The organism is Klebsiella sp. HMSC16C06, from assembly GCF_001808325.1.
GTDB classification, from domain to species: Bacteria; Pseudomonadota; Gammaproteobacteria; order Enterobacterales; family Enterobacteriaceae; genus Klebsiella; species Klebsiella variicola.
This window is the reverse complement of record NZ_KV792998.1, coordinates 1-19,109: the sequence shown is the minus strand read 5'-3', so window position 1 is coordinate 19,109 and position 19,109 is coordinate 1. Positions and strand designations below refer to the sequence as shown.

The 19,109-nt window shown below is 62.1% G+C and carries 19 protein-coding genes; 3 read left to right on the top strand and 16 right to left on the bottom strand.

The features are described 5' to 3' along the window. Nucleotides 1-212 precede the first annotated feature (212 nt). From HMPREF3142_RS11115 to HMPREF3142_RS11070, 10 genes are all read right to left on the bottom strand, one after another. Nucleotides 213-1,172, bottom strand: a complete 960-nt coding sequence (locus HMPREF3142_RS11115) for a YbgA family protein (RefSeq protein ID WP_004178436.1) — start codon at nucleotides 1,170-1,172, stop codon at nucleotides 213-215. Further along, a complete protein-coding gene (locus tag HMPREF3142_RS11110; protein ID WP_012969055.1) occupies nucleotides 1,169-1,720 on the bottom strand; it encodes a DUF3833 domain-containing protein in 552 nt (183 codons plus the stop codon). Before HMPREF3142_RS11110 ends, HMPREF3142_RS11115 begins: the two co-directional genes overlap by 4 nt. Next, on the bottom strand, nucleotides 1,717-2,241 hold the full coding sequence (locus HMPREF3142_RS11105) for a hypothetical protein (RefSeq protein WP_070612079.1): 525 nt from the start codon (nucleotides 2,239-2,241) through the stop codon (nucleotides 1,717-1,719). Before HMPREF3142_RS11105 ends, HMPREF3142_RS11110 begins: the two co-directional genes overlap by 4 nt. Continuing rightward, the gene (locus tag HMPREF3142_RS11100) at nucleotides 2,238-2,723 is read right to left on the bottom strand and encodes a DUF2878 domain-containing protein (protein WP_025714115.1); all 486 of its coding nucleotides are present in this window, start codon (nucleotides 2,721-2,723) and stop codon (nucleotides 2,238-2,240) included. The genes HMPREF3142_RS11105 and HMPREF3142_RS11100 overlap by 4 nt, the downstream gene beginning before the upstream one ends. Then, a complete protein-coding gene (locus tag HMPREF3142_RS11095) occupies nucleotides 2,720-3,940 on the bottom strand; it encodes an SAM-dependent methyltransferase (RefSeq protein ID WP_004192234.1) in 1,221 nt (406 codons plus the stop codon). The genes HMPREF3142_RS11100 and HMPREF3142_RS11095 overlap by 4 nt, the downstream gene beginning before the upstream one ends. Beyond that, complete coding sequence (locus tag HMPREF3142_RS11090) at nucleotides 3,937-4,659, bottom strand: DUF1365 domain-containing protein (RefSeq protein WP_070612078.1); 723 nt, start codon at nucleotides 4,657-4,659, stop codon at nucleotides 3,937-3,939. Before HMPREF3142_RS11090 ends, HMPREF3142_RS11095 begins: the two co-directional genes overlap by 4 nt. A 1-nt stretch (nucleotide 4,660) precedes the next feature. Further along, nucleotides 4,661-5,920, bottom strand: coding sequence for an NAD(P)/FAD-dependent oxidoreductase (locus tag HMPREF3142_RS11085; protein WP_032740360.1), 1,260 nt, complete (start codon nucleotides 5,918-5,920; stop codon nucleotides 4,661-4,663). Further along, on the bottom strand, nucleotides 5,917-6,636 hold the full coding sequence (locus HMPREF3142_RS11080) for an SDR family NAD(P)-dependent oxidoreductase (RefSeq protein ID WP_070612077.1): 720 nt from the start codon (nucleotides 6,634-6,636) through the stop codon (nucleotides 5,917-5,919). The genes HMPREF3142_RS11085 and HMPREF3142_RS11080 overlap by 4 nt, the downstream gene beginning before the upstream one ends. Beyond that, a complete protein-coding gene (locus HMPREF3142_RS11075; protein ID WP_023323565.1) occupies nucleotides 6,633-7,067 on the bottom strand; it encodes a nuclear transport factor 2 family protein in 435 nt (144 codons plus the stop codon). The genes HMPREF3142_RS11080 and HMPREF3142_RS11075 overlap by 4 nt, the downstream gene beginning before the upstream one ends. A 230-nt stretch (nucleotides 7,068-7,297) precedes the next feature. Then, nucleotides 7,298-8,026 (bottom strand): MerR family transcriptional regulator, encoded by a 729-nt coding sequence (locus HMPREF3142_RS11070; RefSeq protein WP_008807075.1) that lies wholly within the window; start codon nucleotides 8,024-8,026, stop codon nucleotides 7,298-7,300. A 116-nt stretch (nucleotides 8,027-8,142) separates the two neighbouring features. On the opposite strand from HMPREF3142_RS11070, the gene HMPREF3142_RS11065 reads away from it, so the two are divergent. Next, nucleotides 8,143-8,676, top strand: coding sequence for a lipocalin family protein (locus HMPREF3142_RS11065; RefSeq protein ID WP_008807074.1), 534 nt, complete (start codon nucleotides 8,143-8,145; stop codon nucleotides 8,674-8,676). A gap of 9 nt (nucleotides 8,677-8,685) precedes the next feature. On the opposite strand, the gene HMPREF3142_RS11060 is transcribed toward HMPREF3142_RS11065, so the two are convergent. The 5 genes from HMPREF3142_RS11060 to HMPREF3142_RS11040 form a co-directional block, all read right to left on the bottom strand. After that, a complete protein-coding gene (locus HMPREF3142_RS11060; protein ID WP_070612076.1) occupies nucleotides 8,686-9,033 on the bottom strand; it encodes a DUF1294 domain-containing protein in 348 nt (115 codons plus the stop codon). Nucleotides 9,034-9,105: 72 nt separating this feature from the next. Then, the gene (locus tag HMPREF3142_RS11055; RefSeq protein ID WP_070612075.1) at nucleotides 9,106-12,255 is read right to left on the bottom strand and encodes a CusA/CzcA family heavy metal efflux RND transporter; all 3,150 of its coding nucleotides are present in this window, start codon (nucleotides 12,253-12,255) and stop codon (nucleotides 9,106-9,108) included. A gap of 11 nt (nucleotides 12,256-12,266) precedes the next feature. Continuing rightward, nucleotides 12,267-13,529: an efflux RND transporter periplasmic adaptor subunit gene (locus tag HMPREF3142_RS11050; protein WP_016160207.1), complete on the bottom strand. Its 1,263-nt coding sequence runs from the start codon at nucleotides 13,527-13,529 to the stop codon at nucleotides 12,267-12,269. A 44-nt stretch (nucleotides 13,530-13,573) separates the two neighbouring features. Continuing rightward, nucleotides 13,574-13,918, bottom strand: coding sequence for a cation efflux system protein CusF (gene cusF / locus HMPREF3142_RS11045; protein ID WP_070612074.1), 345 nt, complete (start codon nucleotides 13,916-13,918; stop codon nucleotides 13,574-13,576). 17 nt (nucleotides 13,919-13,935) lie between these two features. Beyond that, nucleotides 13,936-15,321, bottom strand: a complete 1,386-nt coding sequence (locus HMPREF3142_RS11040) for an efflux transporter outer membrane subunit (RefSeq protein ID WP_070612080.1) — start codon at nucleotides 15,319-15,321, stop codon at nucleotides 13,936-13,938. 172 nt (nucleotides 15,322-15,493) lie between these two features. Here HMPREF3142_RS11040 and cusR point away from each other — a divergent pair, with 172 nt between their 5' ends. Beyond that, entirely contained in the window at nucleotides 15,494-16,177 is a 684-nt protein-coding gene (gene cusR, locus HMPREF3142_RS11035; RefSeq protein WP_008807068.1) for a copper response regulator transcription factor CusR, read from the top strand. Next, nucleotides 16,167-17,600, top strand: a complete 1,434-nt coding sequence (locus HMPREF3142_RS11030; RefSeq protein WP_070612073.1) for a Cu(+)/Ag(+) sensor histidine kinase — start codon at nucleotides 16,167-16,169, stop codon at nucleotides 17,598-17,600. The genes cusR and HMPREF3142_RS11030 overlap by 11 nt, the downstream gene beginning before the upstream one ends. A gap of 63 nt (nucleotides 17,601-17,663) precedes the next feature. Here the strand turns inward: HMPREF3142_RS11030 and HMPREF3142_RS11025 are convergent, their stop codons facing one another. Beyond that, complete coding sequence (locus HMPREF3142_RS11025) at nucleotides 17,664-18,785, bottom strand: ribosomal protein uL16 3-hydroxylase (RefSeq protein ID WP_044650383.1); 1,122 nt, start codon at nucleotides 18,783-18,785, stop codon at nucleotides 17,664-17,666. Nucleotides 18,786-19,109 lie beyond the last annotated feature (324 nt).

Sequence of the window (19,109 nt, the reverse complement as noted above, 5' to 3'; positions counted from 1 at the left end):
CCGGCTGGCGCTACGCTTAGCCGGGCTACGACTGAGGAGGCCTGCGGGATCCCCCCGTAGGTCCGGCAAGCGCAGCGCCGCCGGGCGGTCAGGCGCCGTACCCGCGGTAGTGCCGGATGGCGGCATCAATGCCTTATCCGGCCTACAGAAAACCTCCTTCCCCCCAGGCCCGCGCAAGCGTAGCGCCGCCGGGCAGCTGGTTCAGGTCCCCCTCAGTTCACCGTCAGGCGCAGGGCCAGATCCTGCGGGTAGGGGTCAAAATAGTTCTGCGCCTGCAGGTAGCGATCCGGATACTCGGCCAGATAGTGCTTAAGCAGCGTCAGCGGCGCAAGGATCGGCAGCAGCCCGGCGCGATAGTTGAGGATCACCTCCCGCAGTTCGCCGCGCTGGCGGCTGTTGAGCTGGTCGCGGAAATAACCCTGAATATGCATCAGCACGTTAGTGTGGTTTTTCCGCGAGGCGGGCTGCTTGAGGATCGCCATCAGCTTTTCGCGGTAGACCTCGAAGAACGCTTCCAGATCCTCCCATTCATGCAGCGAGGCGACGAACGGGCCGATCTCCCGGTAGCCCGCCTGGTGGTGAGCCAGCAGCTGCAGCTTGTAGCGGCTGTGAAAGGCCAGCAGGCCGTGACGGGTCAGGCCGCGGGCGCGCAGGGCGTTGAGTTCATGCAGGGCGAAAACGCGCTCGACAAAATTCTCCCGCAGCAGCGGATCGTGCAGCCGGCCATCCTCTTCCACCGGCAGCCACGGGTAGCGCGCCATCAGGGCGCCGGTAAACAGCCCCACGCCTTCCTTACGCCCGCGATTGCCTTTTTCGTCATACAGCCGCACGCGCTCCATCCCGCAGCTCGGCGATTTGGCGCAGACGATAAAGCCCGACAGCTCGCCCAGGGTTGCCAGGTGGGCGCTGGCGAAATCAGCCATCTTCTCCGTCACATCCTCGTGCGGGGCGTGGCTGAAGCGCATGCGGATCTCCCCGACCGGGGTCTGCACCAGGCGGAGCGCCGGACGGGGAACGGGCAGGCCGATCGCCATCTCCGGGCAGACGGGTTTAAACGCCACCCACTGCGCGAGCTCATCCATCACAAAGCCCATACGCTTATGCCCGCCGTCGAATCGCACGGCTGAGCCGGTTAAACATCCGCTGATCCCAATGACAGGTTGCGTGTTCATGGCGCTGTCCTCTCTTCTGCTGTGGTTCGGGTAAAGAAAAGGGTCACGGTGGCGACCGTAATGCCGAATTTCTTCATCTCGGTTTTGTTAAACAAATGGCTGCCGTCCTGCAGGAACATCCAGTCGTCAAAGTGCAGCAGCCACCGGCTGCCGCTGGCCTCGACGTTCATGCTGTAGCGCCAGTGAAAGGCATTGCCCGCCGCCTGGCCGCTGGCCACGCCTTCGATGTCTCCGGCGGTGCCCTGATAACGGTTATCGCCGGTGCGGCGAATGCGCCACACCCGCTGCTGCTTCTCGCCATCGTCATAGACAAAGCGCTCATGGAGCGTCAGGGTGTCGCCGACGACGTCGCCATCGATCTCAACATGGAAGCGGCGCAGCTGCTTGCCGTTGCGATCCTGCACCATCCCCCACGCCTCGGTTCGCCCCTGAAAATAGTGAAAGATGTCGAGGGCGGGCTGCTGCTGCCGGTACTCCGTGACCTCGGTGCTGCAGCCGGCGAGGATCAGCATCAGCAGCGCCAGGCCAAGGGTCAGAATGCGTTTCATGGTGTACCTCCGATCAACTGCTGACGCAGTTCGGGATAAGTGGTGCGCGGATCGAGCCAGATGGCGAGAAAGCGGGTGCTGAACGCCGCCGACTGGCGCGGGCCGAGCGGGGTAAAGGCGGTCTGCGCGGCGCTGGCGCGGTACCAGAACTGCCCCTCGCCGCCGCTGACCACGAACGCCAGCTGGCTGCCCGGCGCGACGTCCGGCCAGATCCCCTGCAACATGCGCAGCCAGGCTTCGCTGCGCGGCTCCTGCTGCAGAATGCCCTGCGCCTGCCACTGGTCGCGGGTGGCGTCCACCAGCGCGTCGCGATCGATGTCGCGCCGGTAGGTGATGATCAGCGCCCGATCCTGTTGCGGGCCGTCATACCGGCCATTGGGCGTGCGCAGCTGCGAGTGATAGACGGTGAATGGCCCCCAGGTGAGGGTCGCCTCGCCGACGCCACGCCACGTCAGCCAGTCGGCGGCGTGGGCCGCCGGAGCGAGGGTGGTCAGCCACAGCAGTAACAGGGCGAATCTCATTTTCGCCTCCCCATCCCCAGATGGAATAACAGCATGAGCACCAGCCAGCCGCAGGCCATGGCGGCCACGGCAAGCGCCATCGGCACCAGCAGGGTCATGGCTCCAAGGCGAGCGCCGATCAGGTAGGCCACCGGGCCGCCGAGGGTCGCCACCGTGGCCAGCACCCAGCCGGGAAGCGTCGTGGTGCGGGTCAGTCGGGTCCAGACGACGGCGAACATCAGCCACAGGGCCACCATCCACAGGGGCAGCAGGCTGTCGCCGCGAAAATCGATCAGCCCCGCCAGCGCCCAGCAGGCATCCAGGCCGCAGCCCGCCGTGGCCAACAGCAGGGCGGGCGGACGACTGGCCGCCGGCAACCGCAGCCAGGCGAAGATCGCCAGCGTCAGCCAGATCAGCAGGCCGCGCTCGCGCAACATCACCACCAGCGTCCAGTAAACATCGAACGCGAGGGCCATCAGCAGGTGCTGCGCCGGGCGTGTCATACCCGCTCCGCGGTGAGCTGCACCACGCTGATGGTGCGGGCGTTAAATCCGGCTTCGCAGTAGCCGAAGTAGTAGAGCCACATCCGGCGGAAGCGCTCATCAAAGCCGAGCTTTTCAATATCCTGCCAGGCGTGGGTAAAGCGCTGCCGCCAGTGGGCCAGGGTGCGGGCGTAGTCCGGGCCCATGTCGAACAGGTTGCGCACCACAAAATCGGTATGGCGGGTCATCAGCTCGCTCATTGCGGTGATGCTGGGCAAAAAGCCGCCGGGGAAGATGTAGCGCTGGATAAAATCGACGCTTTTGCTGTAGTCGCGATAGCGCTGATCCTGGATGGTGATCGCCTGCAGGGCCATTCTGCCGCCCGGGCGCAGGCGCGCCTGGCAGGTGCGGAAGAAGGCCGGGAGGTAGCGCTGGCCCACCGCCTCAATCATCTCCACCGACACCAGTTTGTCGTACTCGCCGCGCAGATCGCGGTAGTCGCAGAGCAGCACCTCGACGCGATCCTGCAGCCCGGCGCGGGCCATGCGCTCGGTAGCCCAGCGGTGCTGCTCCCGGGAAAGGGTGGTGGTGGTGACCCGGCAGCCGTAATGGCGGGCGGCGTACTCGGCCAGCGCCCCCCAACCGGTGCCAATCTCCAGCAGATGATCGCCGGGAGTGAGCGCCAGCTGGTCGCACAGGCGCGCCATCTTGGCCCGCTGGGCCTGGGTCAGATCCTGCTGGTCATCGGTAAACAACGCGCTGGAGTAGAGCAGGTCGTCATCCAGAAAGTGGGCATAAAATTCGTTGCCGAGGTCGTAATGGGCGGCGATGTTCTCCCGCGCCTGGGCGCGGGTGTTGCGGCGGGTCCAGTGGCGCAGGCGGGCGACGGGCTTGCCCAGCAGACGAAAGCCGCGCTCCAGACGCCCCAGCACCTCGCCGTTGCGCGCGAGGATCTGCAGCAGCGCCGTCAGCTGGTGGCTCTCCCAGTCGCCGTCCATCCAGGCCTCGGCCGCCGCCAGGCTGCCGCCGGTCAGCAGACGCCAGTACACCTCCGGCGTGCAGACCCGTGCCTCGGCGCGCAGCGCGGCGGCGGGGTCGCCAAAATGAAACGTCTGCGCCCCTTCGCGCACGGTGAGCGAGCCTTCGCGGAGGCCGCTTAACAGACGAAAGAGCAGCCAGCGCGCGAGCCGCACGTTGCGCGGCACATCGGGTTCAAGCGCAAAGACGGGATCGGTCATGAGCGTTCACTCCTGCTGACAGGATGGTTGTACAGCGGCAGGCGCTTCAGCCACAGCCGCAGCGCCTGCCAGTAGATGGCGAGGACGGTTTTCAGGGTCATCAGCGGCAGACGCAGCAGCAGCCCGCGCAGGTTGGCGCGGGTCAATGGCACGCGGCTCAGGGTCAGCGTGGCGTCGAACACCTTGCTGGCCTGATGGTTTTCAATGTGCATGTGCAGCGTTTTGCCGGGCGCGTTGAAGCGCCAGTGATAGACCATGTCCATCGGGTTAAACGGCGAAACGTGAAAGGCTTTCTCCAGCGGGCGCGCCTGCTGGCCGTCCACCGCGTAGTAATGACGCTCATTCCACGGCGTGTTGCGCACTTCGGCCAGCACCCAGCGCAGGGTGTCGGCCTCGTCATAGCAGTAGTAAAAGTTGACCGGATTAAAATGGAAGCCGAAGTAGCGCAGCTGGGTCAGGAGCATCACGCGTCCCGCCGGGCGGCAGCCGGTCAGGCTCTCCAGCCGGTTCAGCACCTGGGTCTTCAGCGGCGCGCCCAGCGGATAATCGGCGTCGTACCAGGCGGCGGCGGCCAGGCGGTTGCGGCGGATACCCGCCTCAGGCAGCCTGTCCAGTTCGTCGAGGTCGAGCCAGGCCATAAATAGGCGGTAGACGAAGTGGTGCGCCTTCGGCTGCAGGCGACGGTGGCGCAGGACGCCCTGATAGAGGCAGCTGTTCATCTCAGTTGCCCTCCGCCGCGGCGATGCCCTGCACCACGTCGAGCGCGCTGCGCACCCCGTCCTCATGAAAGCCGTTGTACCAGTAGGCCCCGCAGTACCAGCTCCGCTGCTGGCCGTTAATCTCTTCGCGCCGCAGCTGGGCCGACCAGCTTTGCGGGTTAAACAGCGGATGCTCATAGACGAAGCGCTGCCAGACGTAGCGATCGTCCACCGGCGCGTCCGGGTTCAGGGTGACGCAGAACAGCGGCGCGTCCGCGGGCAGCCCCTGGAGAATATTCATGTTGTAGGTGACGCAGGCCCGGGCCCGATCCCCGTCGCTCAGGCGATAGTTCCAGCTGGCCCAGGCGCGCTGGCGCTCCGGCAGCCAGCGCGGATCGCTGTGCAGCACCACCTCGTTGCGCTGCCAGCCGATATCCCCGAGGACTTCGCGTTCGGAATCGGTGGGCGCCGCCAGCATCGCCAGGGCCTGCGCGGAGTGGCAGGCGAAGATCACCTGGTCAAAATGCGCCTCCCCGGACGCCAGCCGCAGGGTGACCCCCGTCGGGTGACGGTCCACCTGCTGTATCGGCGCGTTGAGCCGCAGATTCAGACGATCGCCGAGCCTGGCGAGCAGGGCGCGAACGTACTCCCGGGAACCGCCGGGCACCACGTACCACTGCGGGCGATCGCGAATATCCAGCAGGCCGTGGTGTTCAAAGAAGCGTAAAAACAGCGGCAGCGGGAAGCGACGCATCTCCTGCAGCGACGACGACCAGATGGCCGCCCCCATCGGCAGAATATAGTGGCGGGCGAAGAAGGGGCTGAAGCGGTGGCGGGCGAGGAAGCTCTCCAGCGTCGCCCCCGGATCCAGCGCCTCGGTCAGCGCCAGTTTCGCCAGCCGGTTAAAGCGGACGATCTCGCTCAGCAGCCCCCAGAAGGCCGGCTTCAGCAGATTGCGCCGCTGGGCGAAAAGCGAGGTCAGGCTGTGACCGTTGTACTCCAGGCCGCTGGTCGGGTTGTGAACCGAGAAGCTCATCTGCGTTTTTTGCCCGTCGATCCCCAGCTCGCTGAGCAGGCCCATAAAGCGCGGATAGGTGCGATCGTTGTAGACGATAAATCCGGTATCGATGGCCCAGGTGCCCTGCGGCGTGGCGACATCCACGGTGGCGGTGTGGCCGCCCGGCGTGGCGCCCGCTTCGAACAGCGTCACCTGATGGTGTCCGGCCAGCCGCCAGGCGCAGGTCAGCCCGGCGATGCCGCTACCGATGATGGCGATGTTCATGAGCGCACCATCCTGCGCAACAGCAGGCGCTGGATACCCGATGGCAGGCTGGCCAGCAGCCGCAGGGCCAGGCTGAAACCGGTGGGGAAGGCAATGTGGTTTTGGCCCTTTGCCAGGCCATGGCGGATCGCCGTCACCGCCCGATCCTCGCTCACCCGGCCGGGCATGGCGAAGTCGTTTTTGCGCGTCAGCGGGGTGTCGACGAAGCCCGGAGAGACCACCGTGACGGCCACCCCTTTCGGCTCCCAGTCCAGACGCAGGCTGTTGGCAAACCAGGTCAGCGCCGCCTTGGAGGCGCCATAGGCTTCCGCGCGCGGGAAGGGCAGCCAGTGCGCCATCGAGCTGACCAGCACCACCCGATCGCCTGCCTCCAGCTGCGTCTGCAGCGCCGCCAGGCAGTTCACCGGCCCGAGGAAGTTGGTGGCCATCACTCGCTCCACGAGGGCGGCATCCACCTGCCCGTGGTCGAGGTATTCGCAGGTCCCGGCGCAGAGAATGATCAGGTCGGCAAAACAGCCCGTCAGCGCCTGGCGACAGGCGTCCCTGTCTGTCATATCGAACAGGCGCACACTGATGTTGGGGCTGAACTGCTGTACCGCCGTCAGGCGCGAAGCATCGCGCCCGCAGGCGATAACCAGATGGCCATCCGCCGCGAAGGATTTCGCCAGACCGGCGCCGATCCCGGAGCTGGCGCCGGTGATGAGCACCGTCATCATGAGCGCACCCTCCGCTTCACGCCGCGCACCGCCCAGCCCAGTAGAGGAAGATGCTCGTAGATCATCTCCCCGGCGTCGTAGTAGTCGCGCTGGTGAAGGATCTGCTCCCCGGCGATGTCCACCATGGAGCAACCCGGCAGGGCCAGGGTTTCTCCACCGGCAATGCGCGGATGCGACCAGTGCATGGTCCAGGTCACGGCGAACCGTTGGCCGTCGCAAAGCGGCGTGTCGATGGTGAACCGGCACTGCTCCACGTTGGCCAGCAGATGGGTAAAGTAGCGCTGGATGGCGAACAGCCCCTGATGCTGACCAAAAGGATCGCTCAGCGTCGCGTCCGGATGGTACAGCGCGGCCAGCGCCGCGGGCGGCTGCGCATCCAGCCCGGCGTAGTACTCAACGAAACGACGAATCACAGACGGCGAGGTGCTCATGGATCACATCCTGGCTAGATACGGTAGCGTAATGGCATACTTAAAACTTACACAAATAAAATTATTTGTCCAAGTTTGTAGAAAAATATATTTTATTTGTGTTAAAAATCATGTTGTTATGATTGGTGTTTTAAGGGGTGAAAATCGCGTGTGTTGCAAAAGGCAAGCGTGCGCCCGCCGCGCCACCGGGCGCTGGCGGAACAGAGAGTGGGGTAAGTTAAAACAGGGAGTTAGAGCGGAATTACCTCGAGGGAGACGACCTGCTGCTGCCAGAGTTCGACCTGCCTCTGGCGGGCGGCGGAAAGTTTGCCGCTGGTAACCAGCAGCCAGTTGCGCTGGGGGAAAATCTCCGGCGCCAGGGCGGCGGGAGGCACCGGCAGAACGTCGATGCGATGGCCCTGGCCGGTACGTTTGAGCGCTTCAAGCCAGATTTCGCAGGCGTCGGTCAAGTGCCAGCCGGTGATCAGAAAGTTGTCCCCGGGCGCCTTCTTGTCGCCTTCGAGGCAAAACGAGGTATAGGCGATGATGATGCCGTCGAGAATTTCGCGCAGCGTCATGATGGCCGGCACGTTGGCGGAGACCTGGCTGCGCAGCGGACGCAGCACCTCGGTGACCAGCTCCTGGCGCGGATATTCGCGCCCGGCGTCGTAGATCAGCTGGCGCAGGGACTCGATTTTTCCCTCTTTCAGCCGCTGCAGCATGGTCTCCTGCAACGTCAGCCAGTTGTTGGTGCGCCGTGCGCCGGGGCGCGACAACAGGGGCTTCACCTGGCTGACTGGTACCCCTTTTTTCACCCAGTCGAGGATCTTCAGCGCCTGCTGGACGTCGTCATCGCTGTACTGACGGTGACCACCATCGGTGCGCAGCGGCTTGAGCAGGCCATAGCGGCGCTGCCAGGCGCGAAGCGTGGTCGCATTTATCCCGCATAGTCGGGCAAATTCGCCGATGGAGTAAGGCATGGAGGCCACCTGTTAACAAAGAATATTCTCAATATACTACGAATCACGTCGGCTGGCGTGAAGTGTAGTGGCTTTGCACTACACTTTCCCCTACCGCGTAAATGAAAGGAGTTCTCATGAAGCTATGGCCTGTTGTCACTGGCGTTGCTATCGCGTTGACCCTGGTGGCCTGCAAATCGCCCACCCCGCCGAAGGGCGTTCAGCCGATTAGCGGGTTTGACGCCAGCCGTTACCTTGGAAAATGGTATGAAGTCGCCCGCCTGGAGAATCGCTTCGAGCGAGGCCTGGAGCAGGTGACCGCCACCTACGGCGCCCGCAGCGACGGGGGGATCAGCGTCGTCAATCGCGGTTATGACCCGGTCAAAAAACGCTGGAGTGAGAGCGACGGAAAAGCCTATTTCACCGGCGCCCCCACCACCGCGGCGCTGAAGGTGTCGTTCTTCGGGCCATTCTACGGCGGCTATAACGTGATCCGCCTGGACGACGACTACCAATACGCGCTGGTCAGTGGCCCCAACCGCGACTATCTGTGGATCCTGTCGCGCACCCCCACCATTCCGGCGGCGGTGAAGCAGGATTACCTGAATACCGCGCGCGAGCTGGGCTTTGACGTCGATCGCCTGGTGTGGATCCGCCAGACGCCGCGCTAGCCTCGCCCCTTAGCGGCTGAGCAGGTGGGTATAAACCACGTACAGCCCGGCCAGCGCCGCCACGTTCAGCGCCACGCTGACGAAAAACCACCGCCGGAAGGGCTGCTTTTGCGTTTTATGGCGAAAGCACTGCTGGCCGAGGATGGCCCCCGGCCAGCCTCCCGCCAGGCCCAGCACCAGCAGCGTGGTTTCCGGCACCCGTCGCCAGGCTTTGCGCGCCGCCAGCTTGTCGGCGCCATAGATAAGCCATGTCAGAAGGCTGCTCAGTAAAAACCACATCGCCAGCGGGTAGGGCAGCAGGGCGCTGCCCACGGCGGTGAGCAGCAGCAGGGAATAACACACCAGGTACAGATTCATAGGGACGTTCACGCCGGCCAGAAGAATGGCGCCACTATAGCCAATTTCCCGGACCGGCGTAAACGCGGCGGGTTATTCGCTACGCTTGCTCCGATGCCGGGACAGCCACATCAGCTTATATGCCGCCGGAATGATAAATAGCGACAGCAGCGGGGCGGTGATCATCCCGCCAATCATCGGCGCGGCGATACGGCTCATGACTTCCGACCCGGCGCCGGTACCCCATAAAATCGGCAGCAGGCCGGCGATAATCACCGCCACGGTCATCGCCTTCGGCCGCACGCGCAGCACCGCCCCCTGGTACAGCGCCTCGTCGAGCTTATCGACGCTGAAAGTCTGCGGATTCTTCAGCGACGGTTCCGCCTCGATGGCGTGGCGCAGGTACATCAGCATCACCACGCCAAACTCCGCCGCCACCCCGGCCAGGGCGATAAAGCCGGTCCCGGTGGCTACCGATAAATGGAACCCCATCCAGTAGAGAAACCAGATCCCGCCGACGAGGGCGAACGGCACGCTGGTGATAATCAGCAGCGCCTCGCCGACGCGGCGGAACGCCAGATACAGCAGCACGAAGATAATCATCAGCGTCATCGGCACCATCAGCTTCAGCTTCTGATTGGCGCGCTCCAGCAGCTCAAACTGCCCGGAGTAGGACACACTGATGCCCGGCTTCAGCTTCACCTCCTTGCCGATGGCCTGCTGCAGATCGTGCACTACCGACACCATGTCGCGGTCGCGGGCGTCGATGTAGATCCAACTGGTCGGGCGGGCGTTCTCGGTCTTCAGCATGGATGGTCCGGTGACCACCTTCACCTCAGCCACGTCGCCGAGGACGATCTGCTGCTTCAGCGGCGTGAGGATCGGCAGCTGGCGGAGGGTCTCCGGGCTGTCGCGATAGCTCTGCGGGTAGCGGATGTTGATCGGGTAGCGCTCGACGCCCTCTACCGTTTCGCCAACCATCGCGCCGCCGATGGCGGACGAGACGAACAGCTGCACGTCGCCGACGGTCATCCCGTAGCGGGCCGCCTTCTCACGCTGAATATCAATATTGAGGTAGCGCCCGCCGACCAGCCGCTCGGCTAATGCCGACGTGACTCCCGGCACGGTGCGCGCCACCCCTTCAATTTGTTCGGCGATGGCGTCGATATCGGCCAGATTAGTGCCGGAAACTTTAATGCCAATCGGGCTCTTGATGCCGGTGGAGAGCATGTCGATGCGGTTGCGGATCGGCGGCACCCACAGGTTCGCCAGCCCCGGCAGGCGCACGGTCTTGTCCAGCTCCTCGACGATCTTTTCCATGGTCATCCCCGGTCGCCACTGATCCTGGGGCTTAAGCTGAATGGTGGTCTCTACCATCTCCAGCGGCGCCGAGTCGGTAGCGGTTTCGGCCTTGCCGGTTTTGCCGAACACCCGGGCCACTTCCGGCACCGTCATGATCAGCTTATCGGTTTTCTGCAGCATATCCGCCGCCTGCGCAGCGGAGATCCCCGGCAGCGTTGACGGCATATACAGCAGATCGCCTTCGTTAATCTGCGGCAGAAACTCGCCGCCGACCCGGTTAAGCGGCCAGATAACCGTCAGGATCGACAGGAGCGCAATCAACAGGGTGGTCTTCGGCCAGTGCAGCACCTTCAGCAGCAGCGGGTGATAAATGCGGATCAAAAAGCGGTTCAGCGGGTTGCTGTTCTCCGCTGGGATCTTGCCGCGGATCCAGAAGCCCATCAGGATCGGGATCACCACGATCGCCAGCAGCGCCGCCCCGGCCATCGACCAGGTTTTGGTGAAGGCCAGCGGGCCGAACAGTTTGCCCTCTTGGCCTTCGAGGGTGAAAATCGGGATAAACGACAGGGTAATGATCAGCAGGCTGATAAACAGCGCCGGGCCGACCTCCACCGACGCCTCGGTAATGATTTTCCAGCGGATGTCGTTGCTGAGCTTCTCTCCCGGGTGCTGATGTTCCCACTCCTCCAGCCGCTTGTGGGCGTTCTCAATCATCACGATGGCGGCATCGACCATCGCCCCTACCGCAATGGCGATTCCGCCCAGCGACATGATGTTGGCGTTAAGCCCCTGGAAATGCATCATGATAAAGGCGAAGCACAGGCCGAGCGGCAGCGAAATAATCGCCACCAGCGCCGAGCGTACGTGCCACAGGAACAGGGCACAGACCAGCGCGACGACGATAAACTCTTCCAGCAGCTTATGGCTGAGGTTGTCGATGGCGCGGTCGATAAGCTGGCTGCGGTCGTAGGTGGTGACCACTTCAACCCCTTCCGGCAGGCTGCTTTGCAGCGACGCCAGCTTCGCTTTGACCGCCGAGATCACTTCGCGGGCGTTCTTGCCGGAGCGCAGGATCACCACGCCGCCGGCCACTTCGCCTTCGCCGTTAAGCTCGGCGATACCGCGGCGCATTTCCGGGCCGATCTGCACCCGCGCGACGTCGCCGAGATAGACCGGCACACCGTTGTCACCGGTTTTCAGCACGATGTTTTTGAAGTCGTCGAGCGTCTGCAGGTAGCCGCTGGCGCGCACCATATATTCGGCTTCCGCCAGTTCGACGGAAGAGCCGCCCGCCTCCTGGTTAGACGCATCCAGCGCCGATTTCACCTCGCCGAGGCTGATGCCGTACTGGGTCAGCTTCATCGGGTCGACAACAATCTGGTACTCCTTGACCACGCCGCCCACCGACGCCACTTCCGAGACGTTAGGGATGGTTTTCAGCTCATATTTTAAGAACCAGTCCTGCAGGGAGCGCAGTTCGGCGAGGTCGTGCTTGCCGCTGCGGTCGACCAGCGCGTACTCGAAGACCCAGCCGACGCCGGTGGCGTCCGGGCCCATTTCGGCGCTGACCCCGGCGGGAAGTTTGCCCTGCACCTGGTTGAGATACTCCAGCACCCGCGAGCGCGCCCAGTAAGGATCGGTGCCGTCTTCAAAAATCACATACACGTAAGAGTCGCCAAACTGCGAGAAACCGCGTACCGTTTTCGCGCCGGGGACTGACAGCATGGTGGTGGTCAGCGGCCAGGTGACCTGGTTTTCGACGATCTGCGGCGCCTGCCCCGGATAGCTGGTTTTGACGATCACCTGTACGTCGGAGAGGTCCGGCAGAGCGTCCACCGGGGTATGGACGATGGTCCAGGTCCCCCAGATGCTGAGAAACAGCGCCGCCATCATCACCAGGAAACGGTTGGCCACCGAGCGGCGGATAATCCATTCAATCATGGTTCCGTTCCTCAGTGGGCGTGGGCGGCAGGGGCCGCGGTACCGGGAGCCTGCGCACGCATGCGCTCCAGCGCACCGGCGATATTGGCCTCCGAGTCGATCAGGAACAGGCCGCTGGCGACGACTTTCTCACCCTCCTGCAGCCCGCTGCGAATGGCCGTGACGCCAGCGGATTCATGGAATACCTGCACGCGTTTCGGCACGAAGCGCCCCTCGTTATCCACGGTAATCACTCGCTGCTCGCTGCCGCTGTCGATCAGCGCTTTTGACGGGATCAGCAGCATCGGTTCGCTTTCACTGGTCAGTTGCAGATAGGCATTCATCCCCGGCTTCAGCGCTTCATCCGGGTTGTTGACCTGCAGGCGCAGCTGCAGGGTGCGGGTGGCGCTATCGACGCTGGGGAGAAGGGTCCATTTGCTGATGCTGAAAGTTTTTCCTGGCCAGGCGGGAACCTGAATGGTGAACTGCGAGGCGTCTTTAATCAGCCAGGCGATGGATTCCGGCACCGCCACGCTGACCCACACCGGATCCATGCCCTGAATTTTCGCCACCACATTATCTTTGGCGATGTTCATTCCGGCACGCAGATCGAAGGCGGTAATCACGCCATCGATCGGTGCTTTGAGGGTAAAGCGGGTCTGGATTTTACGCGTGGCTTTCAGGCGGCGGATATCGTCATCCGGCATTCCGGCAAGGCGCAGGCGTTCGAGGATCCCCTCAACCTGGGTGGCGGTGCCCCCGGTCTCCTGCAATAACAGATATTCGCTCTGCGCTTCCACCCAGTCAGGGATGGTCAGCTCGAGGAGCGGCGTGCCTTGTTTCACCTTGTCGCCGACGGTCAGCGGATAGACTTTATTGATAAAGCCCGCCGCCCGCGCCTGCATAATCACGTACTGGTACTCGTTATAGCTGATGTTGGCCGGGAAGGTCTGAGCGTAGCGCAGCGGCCCGCGGGTGACCGCGGCGGTTTTCACCCCAAGATTCTGGGTCTGCGTCGGGTCGATACGCACCCCCGACGCACCAGCGGCGGCATGCTCCTCATCGGCGTATTTCGGCACCAGATCCATATCCATAAACGGCGATTTACCCGGTTTATCGAAGCGGGTGTTCGGGTACATCGGATCGTACCAGAACAGCACTTTACGCTGCTGCTCGGCCGCCGGAGCGGCAGCGTGGGGCGGGGAAAGCCGGGCGTACAGCGCCGCAGTAAGCGCGCCGCCAATCACCATGCTGCCGAGGATCAGCGCCGTATTTTTCAGTGTCAGGGATGCCATGTGTCGTCCATTTAGTCGTTGAGGGGCTTACCGTCGCCGGGCCATTAGTGGGCGCGAATATCCTGCAGCAGCGACAGGTTGCCCTGCTGAACGAAGGTGAAGTCCACGCTGTCGCCATTCTTCACATTGTTGAGCTGCGTCTGCGGGGTGATGGTGAAGCGCATGGTCATCGGCGGCCAGTTCACCGCCGGGATGGCTTCGTGGGCGATGGTGATTTTTTGGCTATCCATATCAATAGCTTTAATGACCCCTTTGCCGCTGATGCTTTGCGTCTGCGTGACGGCGGGTTGTTCGTGCATCGCCATGCCGGCGTGCGGGTCGGCGGCCTGGACGGCGAACACCGCGCCAGAAATCAGAGTGAACAGGGCGACTTTAGAGAGTGAATTCATGATCGGGACTCCTTGGGTTATTCCATCCAGCCGCCGCCGAGGGCGGTGAACAGGGTGATTTCATTTGCCTGACGGGAATAGTTGAGTTCCAGCAGGGTTTGTCGGGTGGTAAAAATGTCGCGCTGGGCGCTCAGGACTTCGATGTAGCTGACCGCGCCGTGACGATAGAGCGCAGTAGCGCGCTGCAGGGTGATATTTAGTGAAGCGAGATAGCGCTCCTGGGCGGCAATCTGATCGGCCAGGCTTTGGCGCAGGGCCAGCGCGTCGGCCACCTCTTTAAAGGCGGACTGTATTTTTTGTTCATAGTTGACCACCTGCTGCTGCTGGCGGATCTCCGCCAGATCGAGGTTGGCCTGATTGCGCCCGGCGTTGAAAATCGGCAGTTCGATTTTGGGGATGAAGTTCCACATCGCGCTGCCGGCGTTAAACAGGCTGGAGAGCTCGCTGCTGCTGCCGGAGAGCGAGCTGGTCAGGGTGATCGCCGGGAAGAAGGCCGCCCGCGCGGCGCCGATATTGGCGTTGGCCGCCAACAGGCTGTGTTCGGCCTCTAAAATATCCGGCCGCTGCAACAGGATCGCTGAGGAGAGCGATGGCGGCAGGGTTACGCCTTTCAGGTCCACCGCGCTGCTGGCGCTATCGTCCGGCAGATGCTGGTAGCTGCCGAGCAGCAGTTGCAGGGCGTTATTGGCCTGCGCCAGCTGGCCCTGACGTTTGGCGATATCGGCGCGGGTGCTTTCGATCATCCCGCGCGCCTGCTCCAGCGCCAGCACGGTGGTGCTTCCGGTCAGCAGCTGTTTTTCAACGAAGGCGTAAGACTGCTGATAGTTCTGTAAGGTGTCGTTGGCCACCTGCAACTGCGCTGCCGCCAGCCGCTGGTTGAAGTAGCTTTGTGAAATGTTAGCAATCAACAGGATATGCACCGCACGCCGGGCCTCTTCGCTGGCGAAGAAGTTCTGCCGGTCGGCCTCGCTGAGGTTTTTCAACCGGCCAAAGAAGTCGAGGTCATAGCTGAGATTCAGGCCGGCGGCATAATCGCTGCTGGTGGTGGTGTCGCCTTTAAGCTTGCCGCCATAGGTGGTGCTGCCGTCACCGTTCAATTGCGGGTAGCGGTCGGCGTCGGTAACCCGGTACTGGGCGCGGGCTTCCTGCACTTTCAGCGTCGCCATCCGCAGATCGCGGTTGTTGGCCAGCGCGGTGCTAATCAGGCTTTTCACCTGCGGGTCGACGAAAAAGGTGCGCCAGCCGGTCTCCTGATAGCCCGCTGTCGCAGTAACCAGCTTGTTCTGGCTGAGAGAGAACTGCTGCGGCACCGGCGCGGCGGGGCGCTGGTAGTCCGGAGCAAGTGACAGACAGCCGGTTAAGGCGAATATCACGCTGAGAGTAAGAAGCTTTATTGGGCGCATGGCGGCAGACGCTTTCGACGATTTATCCATGGCGGCTACTTTACGTAGCGGGCTCTGTTCAGGGCGTGACAGGAAAATGACAAAGCTGTCATTTTCCTGATATTTCATTGCTATCCGGAGGCGCTCCTCTAAAATTGAATACCCGCACAGAACGCGCGTGAAGGAGCCTGCCGTGAAGATTTTGATTGTCGAAGATGAGAAGAAAACCGGAGAGTACCTGACCAAAGGGCTCACCGAGGCCGGCTTCGTCGTCGACCTGGCCGATAACGGCCTTAACGGCTATCACCTGGCAATGACCAGCGATTACGATCTGCTGATCCTCGACATCATGCTGCCGGATGTGAACGGCTGGGATATCGTGCGCATGCTGCGCGCCGCCAATAAAGGCATGCCGATCCTGCTGCTCACCGCGCTTGGCACTATTGAGCATCGGGTGAAGGGGCTGGAGCTGGGCGCCGACGACTATCTGGTGAAGCCATTTGCTTTTGCGGAGCTGCTGGCGCGAGTGCGGACCCTGCTGCGCCGTGGAGCGGCGGTCATCGTCGAAAGCCAGTTTCAGGCGGCGGATCTCAGCGTCGATTTGGTCAGCCGCAAGGTGACGCGCGGCGCGACGCGTATCACCCTGACCAGTAAGGAATTCACTCTGCTGGAGTTCTTCCTGCGCCATCAGGGCGAGGTGCTGCCGCGTTCGCTGATTGCCTCGCAGGTCTGGGATATGAATTTCGACAGCGACACTAACGCCATTGACGTGGCGGTGAAGCGGCTGCGCGCCAAAATTGATAACGACTTCGAGCCGAAGCTTATCCAGACCGTGCGCGGCGTCGGCTATATGCTTGAGGTGCCGGATGGCCGCTAAGCGCCCCTTTTCCCTGGCCACCCGGCTGACCTTCTTTATCAGCCTCGCCACCATCATCGCTTTCTTTGCCTTCACCTGGATCATGATCCATTCGGTGAAGGCCCACTTTGAAGAGCGCGACGTGCACGATCTCAGGCAGCTCAGCACCACGCTGGAGACGGTCCTCGACCACGCTGACTACCCGCAGGCGCGGCGGCTGGAGATCGTGAGGAATATCATTGCGGGTTACGCCAACGTCTTTATCTGTCTGGACGACGGCCAGGGCAATATTCTGTTTCAGTCGCCAGACGGGCCGGATCTCAGCCATATGCTGAGTACGCCGGGGCTGGCGATGCAGCTGCGCGACGGGAATGTGATTTCATGGACTGACCCGCAGCCGCGGATGATGGTTCATGATAATCATCCAATGGAGACCCGCGCCTGGCGGCTGATCATGCTGCCGCTGGGCAAGCAGGCGGACGGCAAACCGGCGTACCACCTGCTGATGGCCTTATCCATCGATTTTCACCTGCACTATATTAATGAGCTGAAAGCGAAGCTGATTTCCGCGGCGACGATAATCAGTTTGCTGATCATCGCCATCGTGCTGTTTGTGGTCTATCAGGGGCATAAGCCCATCCGCCAGATCAGTCGCCAGATCCAGAATATTACCTCGCGGGATCTCGACGTGCGCCTCGACCCACAGGCCGTGCCTATCGAGCTGGAGCGGCTGGCGCTGTCGTTTAACCATATGCTGGAGCGCATAGAGGATGTCTTTACCCGCCAGTCCAACTTCTCCGCCGATATCGCCCATGAAATCCGCACGCCGATTACTAACCTGGTGACGCAAACCGAAATCGCCTTAAGCCAGAGCCGCAGCCAGCAGGAGCTGGAAGAGGTGCTCTATTCCAATCTTGAAGAGTTCTCGCGGATGTCGCGGATGGTCAGCGATATGCTGTTCCTCGCCCAGGCGGATAATAACCAACTGATCCCCGAACAACGGGCGCTGGATCTGGCCGAGGAAGTGCATAAGGTGTTTGAGTTCTTTGAAGCGTGGGCGGAAGAGAAGGCGGTGGCGCTGCGCTTTGTCGGTAGCCACTGCCGGGTGACGGGCGATCCGCTGATGCTGCGGCGAGCGATCAGCAACCTGCTGTCGAATGCGATCCGCTACACGCCGGCCGGCCAGGCGGTGACCATCCAGTTGAGCGAAAGCGCCGAGACGATCCGTCTGGTGGTGGAGAATCCCGGTACGCCGATTGCCGCCGAGCATCTGCCGCGGCTGTTTGACCGTTTCTATCGCGTCGACCCCTCGCGTCAGCGCAAAGGCGAGGGCAGCGGTATCGGCCTGGCGATTGTGAAATCCATCGTCAGCGCCCACCACGGCAGCGTAGCGGTGCAGTCCGATCGGCGCTCTACGCGTTTTATTATCGTGCTGCCGAAATAGACGCAATAACGGCTGAAAGTCAGCGGGCAGCGCCAGGCGGCCGCCCGCAGTATTGCCGCTCTCTTACTCTTCGAAGTACCAGTAGCCCTGATTAATCAGCCGCGTCAGTTCGCTCACGAACGCCGGATTCTGCAGGCCGCTGCCGAGCTCTTCCTGACCTAATGAGGTATAGCGGCACAGCGCATCCAGCGCTTTGGCATCGGTAGTGTCCAGCTGTTCGCTATGCACGAAGAAGCTGTCGCCGATATGCAGAACGCGCAGGCCGCTCAGGCGGGAGAGCTTTTCGCCGCCCAGCAGCGCATCGACCACTTCCTCTTCTTCATACGGTGGTTCCGCCGGCGCAATATCCAGCTCGTGACGCGGGGTGGTCACGAAACTGCCGAACCACTGCTTGAAGTCTTCCGGCTGGCGAATCATGTCGATCATCATGGTGCGCAGACGTTCGAGTTCATACTCCTCCACCCGGCCCGGATGCTCGCGGCAGGTGAGGTCCGGATCGCTGTAGTGTTCGCCGCCAAGATCGTTCTCCAGCACATAGTCGGCGAAGCTGCTGATCAGGTCGCGACCGTTTGGCCCGCGGAAGCCGACGGAGTAGTTCAGCGCGGTTTCGTGGGTCACGCCATCGTGCGGGAATCCTGGTGGAATATAGAGGATATCGCCCGGCTGCAGATCTTCATCAATGATCGGCGGGAACGGATCGACGTGCAGCAGTGCCGGATGCGGGCAGAACTGACGCATCGGCAGCTTATCGCCCACGCGCCAGCGGCGGCTGCCCATGCCCTGAATAATAAAGACGTCATACTGATCGATATGCGGGCCGACGCCGCCGCCGGGGACGGAGAAGGAGATCATCAGGTCGTCCAGACGCCAGTCCGGCAGTACGCGGAACGGGCGCACCAGCTCGGCGGCGGGCATATGCCAGTGGTTTACCGCCTGGGCCAGCAGCGACCAGCCGGTTTCGCCCAGCCCGTCAAAATGTTCAAAAGGACCATTGCTGGCCTGCCATTTGCCGTTGGTCAGGCTGACCAGTCGGCTGTCGACTTCCGGCTCCATGGCTAATCCGGCCAGCTCGTCCGGGGTAATCGGGTCGACGAAGTCCGGAAACGCGTTTTTTAATACCACCGGCTGTTTTTGCCAGTACTTCTCTAAAAACTCGGGCCAGTTAATGTTGAGTTGATAAGCCATCGATTATTACCAGTAAGAAGAAACGGGCCTGATTATAGAAACGGGGGCCAGGTGGGCGCTTTGTCGTGGGTCAAGAGTGGTGCTTAATTCACCATCGGCGCGATAATGGCGTTGGGTAAGAGAGAAAAATCACATTTTTGCCAAAAAACGATCTTAGCGTAAACGGCGCTGCAGGCCGCATGAACACTGGGATGGCGCCTTGAATGGTAAGAAGATGAATAAGCGAAAAGTTCAAATAATGAGCGGTCGATAAGATTTTTCTATTTTAACGCTTGCTACTTCCGGCGAACTCCCTATAATGCGCTCCCACTGACACGGCAGATG